Genomic DNA, 12,428 nt, shown 5'->3' on the forward strand with positions numbered 1-12,428 from the left:
ACACAGTTGGATTAGGGCGCAGCCCTTCCCGGGCCCCGGTAGCCTTCCTGGTGCTGATCAGCAGGTAGGGAGACTCCACAGTCATGTACGAACGCGGGATGCGAGTCCGGCTCCGAGACCGCTTGTGGGAAGTCGAAGGGGTCCGCGGCGCTGGCAGCGAGGCGTTCCTCGACTTGCGCCGTGCTGACGGGCGTCCCGGTCCGCGGCGTCTGACAGTGTTGCCGAGCCGGGAGCCAACGCTCCGCCCGGAAGCGGCGACCCGATTGCGGTTCGAGCCTGGCAACCCGATCCGCCTCAACGAGCTCCATGACGCCCTCGCACTCACTATGGCGCATGGCCGCGGAGACCTGCTGGCGGTCGAGCATGGCCGAATCGACGTCGAGCCCTACCAGCTCGTCCCCGTCCTGGTCGCCATGCGTCAGCCCCAAGTACGCCTGCTCGTCGCGGACGACGTTGGTCTGGGTAAGACCATCGAGGCTGGCCTGGTGCTGATGGAACTGGCCCGCCGCGGGCGTGCCGACCGCGTCCTGATCGCCTGCCCGGCCGGTCTACAGGATCAGTGGGGCGAGGAGATGCGCTTCCGATTCAATCTCGACTTCACCAAGGTCGACAGCAAGAAGTGGCTGGAGATCCGCCGCGACAACCCCACTACCGTCAGCCCGTGGACCGCAGTGCCTTACGCAGTGTCGTCCATCGACTACCTAAAGAACAACCTCACCGCGATCCAGAGCGCCCCGCCATTCGACGTTGTGATCATGGATGAGGCCCACCATGTAGCGCGCGCGTATGCGGGGAGGGGCGCTCCAGCGCCACCGACCGTAGCCGCCTGGCTCGGGCCCTGGCCGACCACAGCCGGGAGATGTTGTTGCTGTCGGCCACGCCACACAACGGTTACCAGGAATCCTTCGCAAGCCTGCTGCAGCTCCTCTCCCCACACCTGGCAGCCGACGACGGACGACTGGACACCGACCTGGTCCAGCCGTATATCGTGCGCCGCCTCAAGGACGAGGTCACTCGCGGTGAGCCGCCGCAACCGATCAGCCGACGCCTGCCGCCGAATCCCATCGAGGTGCGGCCGACCAGCCGGGAAAAGGAGATCCACCAACGGCTTCGCGGGCACAGCAAGCGCGTTCTTCACGCCCTGCGCGACACCGACTCCTATTACGTCCAGGCATTCGCCTTGGAAGTGCTTCGTAAGCGGGCTCTGTCCAGCCCGTACGCGCTGCTGCAGAGCCTTCGTCGCCGGGCGGAGAACCTCGGCATCCCGCCCGTCGAGCACACCGGCCGGCACCGCATGGACGTCCTGCAGCAGTACCGAGGAGACACCGCGCTGCCCGAGGAAGACCTGCGAGCTGCCGAGGAACTCGCGCTGGAGGGCGTGGCCGCCCATCTTCCCGAAGACGACCTACGCGAGGAACAGCGCCTGGTCAGCAAGCTTCTGGAGCAGGTCGAATCCCTCAGCCCGGGTGATGACAGCAAGCTCACCCGCCTGCAGGGATGGCTGGAGGGCTTTCGGGCCGGGCGGCGCGGCGAGCGCGTCATCTTGTTCACCGAGTACCGCGACACTTTGGACTACCTGGAGAAGAACCTGGGCCACAGCCCCTTGCTGCGGATCGACGGCACCATCCCATTGGCCAAGCGCCGCGAGGTACTGGAGCGCTTCTCCCGCACCCCAGGGGCGATCCTGCTGGCCACCGACGCGGCCGGCGAGGGGCTGAACCTCCAGGATGCCTGCCATGTGGTGGTCCACTACGAGCTGCCCTGGAATCCGAACCGGCTGGAGCAGCGCAACGGCCGCGTCGACCGCTACGGCCAGGAGCATGTCGTCGAGATCAGCTACCTCTACCTGGCCGAGACCCGCGACGAGGAGATCCTCCAGCGGCTGCGCGACAAGCTGTCCACCATCACCAAACAGCTCGGCTCCAGCAGCGATGTCCTGGGGGTAGCGGGCCGCAGCGACGTCATCGACGGCCTCCTCGAAGACGCCTCCGCCCACGATCTGGAGGAGCGCCTGGAGCGTGCGGTTCAGCAGGTCCGCGACTACCTCGAACGCAGCGGTGCCCTCGTCCTCATGCAGAGCATGCAGAACGAGAAACAGGTCGAAGAAGAAACCGTGGCTGCCCGTGAGCAGGCCCGCTGGCTGTTGCCGGACTTTGAGGAATTCCGGCAACTGGTGACCTCCGTGGTCCGACAGTGCGACGGCCAGGTCACCGGCAACGGAGAAATCGTGACCATCGAGCCGGGACCGCTCCTCAAGCAATATCCCCTCGTTCCCCAAGAAGCGTTTCAAGCCACATTCAGCCGTTCCGTCGCCCTGGAGCCGGAGCACCGCGGGATCGCCTTCCTCACCCCCGCCCACCCCCTGGTGCGCGCGGTCCTCCAGCGCGTCCGCACCCGCCTGTACGACGACCGCGACGGCGGCCGCGTCGCAGTCCGTCCCGTCGCCGGAGGCGGCAGTGGCTGGCTGTTCACCTATGTGGGCCGCATCACCTCCGACGACAACCGCGTCCTGGAAGAGCCCCTGGTCCCCGTCTTCGTCCCGCGCACGGATGCCGGTACCCCGGCCGCCCCCAGCCAGGACGCATCCGCCGACCTGCGCCGACTGCGACAGCGCCCCGCCCCCACCGGCAGCCTCGACCCGGTCGAGAGAGCCCGTCAGGAACTGTCCGCCGGTTTCGAGGCCGCTGTCCTGACCGGGCAGCAGGAAGCTTCCCGCCGCATCGCCGCACGAGCCGACGAACTACGAGAACAATTGACCGCCGAATCCCAACACCTACACGCCGACCTGGACCGCTGGCACGCCGCCGAACTCGCCGAAGCCGAACGGCGCTTCGCCACCGGAGCCGGTGACACCATCCAGCTCGGCCTCTTCGCCGACACCGGACACGGCGCCTTCCACACCGTCGACGAGGCCACCGCCGCCGTCGACGCCGAATTCGACCGACGCCGCAAGGCGCTCAGCCGAGGCTTCCAAGTCGCCGAGGTCACACCCGGCGAACCAGTCGGCTGCATCGTGTGCGTGGAGGTGTCCGAATGCTGAACATTACCGTCGCCGGCACCACCCTGTCGACGTACTACCTCTCCGATCCCGCCCTCTTCCTCCGCGAACAGCGCGACCGGATCGGGGCCGAGGACGCCACGGACGGCATCCGCCACGCCAAACGCGAACTGCGCCGCCTGGTCGCTGACATCGACGAGACCAGCACCGCCAGCGACACCCGCAAGCGTATGCTCAGCTGGCTCTCCTGCTTCGGCTGGGCTTTCCTCGGCAGCCTCCCAGCGATAGAGGAACCCGTCCTGGGCCGCGCACATGACACCGACGGTGAGTCTGCGACAGACGACCTCGTCTCTGTGCTCATTACCCCGCCCGGTCAGCACCTGGACGCATCCCCCACCGGTCGCCGGGCCGGCAAGCTGCGCCCGCAGCGCCAAGCCGAAGTCTGTGCCCGCGAGCACAAGCTCCCTGCCGTCCTGCTCAGCAACGGCACCGAACTGCGGGTGATCCGGCGCGACCCGGGACTTGGCGGCGAAGCCAGTTACCTCTCAGTCGACCTAGCCGGCCTGGCCGAACTCGGCGACGACCACGAATGGCGCGTCCTGTGGGCCCTGCTGCGCCCCGAAGCATTCATCCTCGATGACGCTGGCGAGATCCTGTGGAAGCGCGTCGAAGACGCCAGCTCTGACGCCGCCACCTCCGTCAGCGAAAACCTCTCCAGCGGTGTACGCACCGCCATCAGCGCCATCGCCAACGGTGCCTTGCACCACTGGCGGCTACATGGACAGGCCATTCCCGAGCCCCGTGACCTCTTCGCCGACGCCCTGAAGGTCGCCTACCGACTTCTGTTCGTCGCGTACGCGGAAGACCGCGGCCTCCTGCCCGTCGGCACACCTTCATACGACCGCGGCTACTCTCTGCGAGCCCTCCGCAAGGACATCCTCACTGCCGACGCGGCCTGGGAACCCGACGGCGGCTTCCTCTGGAACTCCCTGAGCGCCCAGTGGTCGCTGCTGCGCGACGGCATCGACGCCGGCGAACTCCAGATCACCGGCTTCAACGGCGGCCTCTTCGACCCCGCCAAGTGTCCACTCCTGGAGGCGCCTGACCTGACTGTCGGGGATACTTTTGTCCGCGACGCCATCGACGCTCTCTCCTGGACCGAAGCAGAGCGCAGCACCAACAAGAGCAAACCCCCAGTAGGGCGTCGAGCAGTCAATTACCGCGAACTCGGCGTCGAGCAACTCGGCAGCATTTACGAGGGCCTACTCTCCTTCGAGCCTCAAATCGCCGACACACCCAAGGTCCTCGCCCGCATCGGTCGCGGCCAATCCGCCCTGGTCCAAGTGCTCGGCACCGACCAGTTGCCGGAAAACGCCGAAATCATCGAGCCCTACGGCACCGGTACCTTCTACCTCTTCGAGGCGAGTGGCCAGCGCAAGGGCTCCGGCTCGTACTACACTGCCCGCCCCCTCGCGCACTTCGTCGTCGGTGAAACCCTGCGCCCCCTCGTCCAGGACGCCACCCCCGAGCAAATTCTCAGCCTCCGCATCTGCGACCCCGCTATGGGGTCCGGAGCTTTCCTCGTCCCTGCCGTCCACCAGCTGACCGAGGCATACGGCGAAGCGTTGGCACGGGATGGCGAGACACTCGATCACAAACTCGACGATGCCGAGCGCGCCGCCTACCGCCGCCTGATCGTCGAACGCTGCATCTACGGTGTGGACCTCAACCCCATGGCCGTCGAGCTCGCCAAAGTCTCCCTCTGGCTGACCACTGCGGCGGCCGGGAAGCCACTGTCCTTCCTCGACGCGCACCTGCGCTGCGGCAATGCGGTGATCGGTGCGGGAATCGACAGCTGGACAGGAGTCCCTTTGCCTGCTCAGGGAGGACGCGTCCAGCGCAAGGCCAGCACCATCGACGAGCTGCAGGACTCTCTTTTCGCAGTGGAAGAGCCCGACCTTTCCGCCCTTGTGCGAGTACGCGAGAAATTGGCACACGATCCGTCGGAGGACCGCCTGCAAGTCCGCGCCAAGGAGCAGCGCTTTGCGCGACTTCTCGACAGCGACGACTTCACCAGGCTACGCGCCCTAGGGGACTGGTGGGTTGCGCCGTTCTTCTACACCGAGCAACTCAAGAACAATTCAGGACAATGGCTCTCCGGGTATGACAGCATCAAGCGCGGTGAAGATCTACGGAGCGGATTGGCCGACATCCCAGGCCGGACGCGCACCGAGATTCGCCCCTTCCACTGGGAAGTGGAATTCCCCGAGGTATTTTTTGACGCCGATGGGGAGCGACGCGTCGACGCCGGCTTCGATGCCATGATCGGAAACCCTCCCTGGGAGGGCATTACCTTTAAGGCAGCAGAATTCTATGGCCGCTTTGACCCCTCATATTCACTCTTGAAGAAACAGGGAGAGCGCAGCCTCCGGCAGAGAGAACTCAACAAACGACGAGACATCGAAGCCGCAAAGAAGGACGAGGACACGAGGCTCGACGGCGTTAAGTCTTTCATCAAGTCCTCAGGGGCGTATACCATGCTGTACTCTCATGGAATCGCCTTCAACTATTATCGCACTTTCCTGGAGAAGGAAATCTCCCTACTGTCCCCTCAGGGGCGACTCGGACTGGTCATCGATTCCGGCGTCTCGTCGGACGTGTCGACAGCGGACCACCGCCGCGAACTCCTCGACCGGTTCACCATTGACCGCTTCGTCCTGTGCGATAACACGAAAGGAATTTTTCCGATTCACCGAAGCGAGCAGTTCCTACTGCTCGTCGCTGGCCGCGGTGGCCCCACGGACCCGCTACCTTTCGCGGCCGATGTGTCCGAGGTCGACCATCTACTCGACCTAGATTCCCGCGGACTGCCAATCTCACGCGCAACCCTTGAAGCGCTAGACCCTGAATCACTCGCCGTACCAGATGCCAGAGATCCCGCACTGCTTCATCTCATGGAGGCGATTTACAAGGACCGCCCATTTTTCCTGGATGAAATGCCAGCAGGCGGATGGAATATTGAATGGGGGCGCGAGTTCAACATCTCCGACGACCGCGCCTCCTTCGCCCCGGATGGCACCGGCATGCCGATGCGAGATGGAAAAGACATCCATCAATACGTCCACGAGTTCTCGGAACCGATCAACCGACTCAAGGAAGATATTGGCGAAGCCGCACTCGTAGGCCGAGCCCGAAAGCGCGCGAAGAAAAAGGATGTGCGATCCAGGACACGGTCCCGAGGGGAGCGCTTCTTGCGCACCCCGGGCCCCCGGCAAGGAACGCTTGAAATTCCTGCCGACTCATACCGTCCATGCCTGCGTAAGAAAGCACGTGCCGGTGATGAGCGCACCTTGATTTCCGCCATCCTCCCTCCAGGGACAGCAGTAACCGAGATGCACTTCTTCTATCGGTCCGTTTTTGACCACACGGCAAACGGCTACCGCACGTCCCTGAGCTCAGAAGCGATGGCATTCGTAGTTGCGCTACTGAACAGTCTAACGCTGGATTTCGTCGTCAGGAGGAAGGTATCAAGCACTGTGAGCAAAGCAATCATGTCAACGCTCCCCGTGCCTGACGTCCCCCTTGACCATGGAGACGGCGCTGAAGTGGTCCGGGTATCGGGACGCCTCACATGCCGTACCCCGGAGTTCCGTGAGCTGGCCGAAGTGCTCGGCGTGGAATGCGCCCCGCTTGCCAAAGATGAGGAGTACAACCTCCGGGCGGAACTCGATGCACGGGTGGCCCATCTCTACGGATTGTCGGCATCGCAGCTGGATTTGATCTTGGCCGACTTCCGGCAGAGCGCCGATTCCGAGGGCAGCCCGGTTCGCCCTGGCGAGGAGTACAAGCAGCTTGTCCGGGAGCACTTCGCGCGCTTGGCTGGCTGATCTTCGCCGCCGATGCAGGCGCTGTTGTCAGTACCCGCCACTACGCTCGACGTTCGAGTGCTACGTGGGCCTCCACACACAACGACAGGCCCACGTGCGCACCCAAGTGGTCAACAACGGGCGTAGGAGGAGCACGGGATGAACCCGCTGGAGCTGGCCGATCGGTTGCGCGAGGACTATCGGCGGTTCACCTGGACCACCTACCCGATTGCCGATCAGAGCCTGCGCTCCCGTCTGGAGCGGATGGTGGATGAAGAATCGCTTCTGTGGAACGGCCCTTACCTGTCCGTGCAGCCGCGCTACCAGCTGGACGCGACGCTCACCGAGCTCGCTGCCGACGTCGGCCTGCCGATGGAGGTCACCGGGGCCTTCCCTCGGGTGGAACGTTTGTTCACGCACCAGGTCACGGCGATCACTCGGATCCGCCAGGGCCTCAACACCCTGGTGGCCACAGGTACCGGCTCCGGTAAGACCGAGTCCTTCCTGATCCCTGTCATCGCGCATGCCTTCGACAACGGGCACCGGCCCGGGGTCAAGGCAATCGCCCTTTATCCGATGAATGCGCTGGTTAACGACCAGGAGGACCGTGTCAAGGCCGCCTGCGAGAAGCTCGGCCTGACCTATGGCGTATACACGGGGGCCACTCCGCAGCACGAGCGGACGCGGATGCAGGAGACGCCGCCGGACATCCTGCTGACCAACTACTCCATGCTGGAGTACATCCTCACCCGCCGGGATGATCGGGAGCTGTTCCGCAACGGCGTGCTGCGCCATCTGATTTTGGACGAGATCCACACCTACCAGGGGGCGCTGGGTACCGAGATCGCTGGCTTGGTGCGACGTCTGCGCGGCCACGTCGATGTCGACGGGCTGGTCTGCGTTGGGCTGTCCGCGACCGTGAGCGCCGGGGGCGACCACGACGTGGACCTGCAGCGCACCGCGGAGTTCGCCAGCAGCCTGTTCGCCGCTCCGTTCGACGTGAACGCCATCGTCGAAGAGACGGCCATCCCTCAGCCGGAACCGGACCACAGCGCGATCGGGCCAGCCCCCGACCGCGATCTGCTGCGCCGCGCCTTGGCCGACGGCGGGGACACTCAGCGCCTGCGGGCCGTGCTCGGTGATCCGCAGGCCAGCCCGGTGCTGGACTTGCTGCGCGCACACCTGGCACACCCCAGCACCGTCGACGAACTCGTGGACACCCTGGCGGTCCTTCCGCAGCGCGCTGGCGCCGACCGGGATGCCTTGGAGGACGAGGTCGCCGGATGGCTGCTGCTGGGCGCCGACACCCACACCCCGGCGGGCCCGCCCGTCCTGGAGGCCAAGGTCCACCTGTTCCTGCGCAGCCTACCCACCCCCGTACGCTGCGTCGGCGAGGCCGAGCACCTCCTGCTGGATGGCGCGACCACCTGCAGTCACACGGACTGCGGCGCGAAGGCCACCATGTCGTTGGGTGTATGCCTGGGCTGCGGCCAAGACTACGACCTGGAACGAGACGAACCCCACGGCCCGGTCGTCCGCTATGTCGCCCGCCGCCTGACGGCCGAGGAGCCCCTGGAGGTGCCACGGACGGGCAACAGGAACTGGTACCCGGCGCGTCGGTGCACGCGTTGCGGCAAGGACGCCAACGGTACGACCTGCCTGGGCTGCGGCACCGCCACCCGCGAGGTTTCCGTCGCGATCCCCGAGCCTGACCGTCCACTGACGCGCTGCCTGGTCTGCGGCTACCAGCGGTCGTCGCACGGCGCCGTTCAGGAATTCACCGCCCGCACTGCAGCGGCCGTCACCGCCGCCGCGTTCAGCCTGCACACCGGGCTGGCGGCACAGAGCGATGACGAGATGCTGCGCCGGCTTCTGATCTTCGCTGACTCGCGGCAGGACACCGCCTTCCAGGCCGGCGATCTGCGCGACCGCGCCCGCGCCGTGCAGGTGCGTCACCTCATCGTGGACAGCATCGCCGACCGTGTGCGTGCCCAGGATCCCCCCGCGAGTTTCAACAGTCTCGTCGAGGACGTCTTCCGGCGCGGTCAGATATCCGGGCTCTACGACGACCCGGCGGGCAAGGACGCCCGTCGCCGTGCCCTGCGCGTGTGTGAATGGGACCTGCTGGGCGAGCTCGCCAGCGATGAGCGGCGTCCCCCGACCCTGGAACGCCTGGGTCTGATTACGATCGGCTACCCGGGCCTGGAGGCCCTCAGCGACGATGCACTCAAGCCGATCACCGACACCCTCGGCGGGGGCACGGCGGCGGCCCGGTGGCTGTTGGCGCGCATGCTCGACCTGGTCCGCACGCGCGGCGGACTCGGCCACGATCTGCTTAACAAGCGCCTGGACGCGAAGACTGAGGCCGAGCTCATCGACGCCGGCGCCACCATGGGCATGGGTCATTCCGTCACCGGCTACGGGGAGACCACCGTCACGGTGGCCGGAGCCAACCCCTTGGCCTTGAGCCACCGGGGCGCCGCCGCCCGCCTGGTGAGGACTGCGTTCCCTCTGGTGACCAACTCGGATGCCCGTGAGCGCGGCGTGCGCAAAGCCGTGGACCTGCTGGCCGAGCACAATCTTCTGACCAGCACCCAGGTCGGCACCGGCAGGTCCCGCATTCAGCTGCGTCAGGTCAGGCCCCAGGCGGTGGAGGTGCGGCCCGCCTCCGAGACGATGTACCGGTGCGGCGCTTGCCGCGCCGTACAGCCCGGCCCTTCACCGCAGAACAGATGCGCCACCTTCAACTGCAAGGGCACCATGGCGTCCTGGCAGGGCGATCCCGACGACCACGAGCGGCTGCTGGCCGCCAGTGACGCCCCCCTGGTCGTCAAGGCCGAGGAGCACTCCGGCCAGGTGCCACTGGAGAATCGGGAAGACATAGAGGAACGGTTCAAGGACGGCGACCTCAATCTGCTGGTGTGCACGATGACGTTGGAACTGGGCGTTGACCTCGGCCAGCTCCTCGCCGTCATCTTGCGCAACGTGCCGCCGCGCCCGAGCAATTACGCCCAGCGCGCGGGCCGCGCCGGCCGCCGCGAGGAACGGGTCGCGCTGATCGTGACCTTTGCGGGTGGCATGCCGCACGACAGCTACTACTACGCCCGCCCCGTGGAGATGATCCGCGGTGCCATCCGCCCGCCGGCCTTCCTGCTGGACAACCAGCGCGTCCTGCAGCGCCACGCCCGTGCCATGGCCCTCGAACTCTGTGGCCAGAGCCTTCCCCAGTGGATGCGCGGCCTGGTCACCGAAGACGCAGCCGGACAGCTGCAGGGAATCGGCGAGGTCAAGATCGCCCTCACCGACGGACGGGATCGCATCTCGGCCCAGATCCACGCGGCCTTCCGCTTCGGCCTGGCTCAGGACGACCTTCCCTGGCTCACCGAAGACTGGGCCCGCGCGGTGGTCGACAACTGGATCACCGACCTCGACGAGGCCGTCGAGTCTTACCGCCTCCGGCAAAAGAGCCTGCTCGAGGAATGGACCCAGGCGACAAGCAAGCCGGGCAACAAGGAAGCCTCCCGCGCTGTCAGCAGCATCAGCGCCAGCCTGGAAGCCATGCGCAGCGGTGACCGCATCCGCGCCTACACGCTCTCCTATCTCAGCAACGTCGGATTCCTGCCCTCCTACGCCTTCCCCACCGACACCACCACCCTCTCCCTGCAGCGCGAGACGGCTGAACTCGCCCAGGACTCCGTCCAGGCGCTCAAGGACTACGCCCCCGGCCAGCTCGTCTACGCCCGCGGCGACAAGTGGCTCGTCGACCAAGTCGACTTCCGCCGCGCCAACCTCGTCAACTCCGACGGTGTTGGCGCGCTGGACTCCATCAACCTGTGCAACCGCTGCGACACCGTCAACGACTCCACCAGCGCGCACTGCCTGTCCTGCGACAGCGACGACCTGACCCCTCAGCACAGTGTCCCGATGCGTGCCATGCGCGCCTCACGCCGCCAGCGGATCTCGGCCGACGAAGAACACCGCTCCCGTTCCCCCTTCGAGGTCACCCATCACCTTGGCGCCCCCAACACCTCCGAGACGTACCTGTTCGAGCGCGACGGACTGGTCCTGCAGTGGGAGCGTGGCGCAGAGCTGACCATCCTCAACCGGGGCCGCATCGCCAGGAACCAGAGCAATAGCGAACGGTTCATCGTGTGCAGCAGCTGCGGACTGTGGTTCGACGCCATCCCCGGCCCTGCCCCCACACGCGCCCAGCGGGACCGCCAGAAGTTCCACGACACGATCTGCACCAACCACCAGCTTGTTCCCAGCATCCTGCAGGTCGAACGGCGCGTGGACTGCCTGCAGGTCCTCCCCGACCTGGAAGCACTGGACATCCGCCCGGACAACCTCGAGGAATTCCTCGCCAGCACCCGCGCCGCCCTGGACCTGGGCTGCCGCGTCATCCTGCAGGCCGGCGACGACGAAGTGGCCGGCTTCGACTGGCCCCGACCCGACCCGGAAGGCGAAGACGCCACCTTCCGCCTCGCCGTCTTGTACGAAGAGGTCCCCGGCGGCGCCGGCTACCTTCGCCAGCTCGCCGCCCGCTTCGGCGAAGTCGCCGCTGCCCTCGTCCCGGTCCTCGACGACTGCTCCTGCGAGCGCTCCTGCTATGCCTGCCTGCGCTCCTACGGAAACCAGCTCGAAGAAGACCTGCTCGACCGCCGCATCGCTGCCGACTTCCTGCGCCGCTTCATCAACGCGCCAGACGTCGACGGACACCGGGTACCCAGCTACGCTGACGCCTTCCACGGCCGTCCCCGCTCCGCCATCGAACGACGACTCGCCATTGCCCTGATGACGATCGGAGTCCCCCGCGGCGTGGCACAGCACTCGTGGGGTGACCGCGGATCCACCGACGGCACGCCCCGCCCGGTCACCATCGCCGACTTCGCCTGGCCGGAACAGAAGGTCGCCGTCTTCTGCGACGGCTGGAAGCACCACCACACCACCGAACGCCAGGCATCCGACAAGGCCAAGCGCGACTCCATGCGTACCCAGGGCTGGACTGTCCTGTCTTTCTGGGGCGGTCAGATCGTCCGCAACGCCGAACAGTGCGCGCAGGAGGTTCTGGCGCACCTGGCCGCCGAAGCCTGACGGAGTCAACTGCTTCCGGGTAGGCCGCCCACGCTGGCCTCCCCGGAAGCATCAGGTTTATGGGTGGCGGCGGGTAGGCCAGTGGGCAGCGAGGACTAAGTTGCGTTTGAAGGCGGCCGAGCGATTCAGGCAGGGCGAGGAGGGCACGGTTATCGCTCACGACCTGCAGGTCAGCGTCAGGTCGGTACAGCGTAGGCGTATGGACGTGCTCGCAGTGCTGGAGCATGAACTGGCCCAAGGACACGTCACGCGTGCCCCGCGTTTCGTCGGTGCCCCACCCTGGGAGCCGACTCGCTCTCGGGCCCTCTTCTAGGCCGCGCGAAACCAGTCGGTACCACCCCCCTGAACAGGGAAACAGCATCGAGCCAGGCAAGCTCATCGCCCGATCCTCATTCAGGGCGCAAGGGTCGTGGGTTCAATTCCCGCCACCCCAACTGTGAGGTTCGACGTGGACGCGGTGTCTTCTCTGA

Annotated in this window: 3 protein-coding genes and 1 pseudogene; all 4 read left to right on the plus strand. The window is 66.2% G+C overall.

What is annotated here, in order from left to right; all coding sequences use genetic code 11:
• Nucleotides 1–413 precede the first annotated feature (413 nt).
• Nucleotides 414–722: pseudogene (locus tag VSR01_RS17745) on the plus strand (helicase-related protein); the annotation flags it as partial.
• A 137-nt stretch (nt 723–859) separates the two neighbouring features.
• Entirely contained in the window at nt 860–3,040 is a 2,181-nt protein-coding gene (locus VSR01_RS17750) for a helicase-related protein (protein WP_326450200.1), read from the plus strand.
• Nucleotides 3,034–6,885, plus strand: a complete 3,852-nt coding sequence (locus VSR01_RS17755; RefSeq protein ID WP_326450201.1) for an Eco57I restriction-modification methylase domain-containing protein — start codon at nt 3,034–3,036, stop codon at nt 6,883–6,885. Before VSR01_RS17750 ends, VSR01_RS17755 begins: the two co-directional genes overlap by 7 nt.
• A gap of 138 nt (nt 6,886–7,023) precedes the next feature.
• On the plus strand, nt 7,024–11,958 hold the full coding sequence (locus tag VSR01_RS17760) for a DEAD/DEAH box helicase (RefSeq protein WP_326450202.1): 4,935 nt from the start codon (nt 7,024–7,026) through the stop codon (nt 11,956–11,958).
• Nucleotides 11,959–12,428: the final 470 nt, after the last annotated feature.

Source organism: Actinacidiphila sp. DG2A-62, assembly GCF_035825295.1.
Lineage (GTDB): Bacteria > Actinomycetota > Actinomycetes > Streptomycetales > Streptomycetaceae > Actinacidiphila.

Coding starts and splice junctions, on each gene's coding strand:
- VSR01_RS17750 (WP_326450200.1), top strand. CDS start 860: ATGTTGTTGCTGTCGGCCACGCCACACAACGGTTACCAGGAATCCTTC.
- VSR01_RS17760 (WP_326450202.1), top strand. CDS start 7,024: ATGAACCCGCTGGAGCTGGCCGATCGGTTGCGCGAGGACTATCGGCGG.
- VSR01_RS17755 (WP_326450201.1), top strand. CDS start 3,034: ATGCTGAACATTACCGTCGCCGGCACCACCCTGTCGACGTACTACCTC.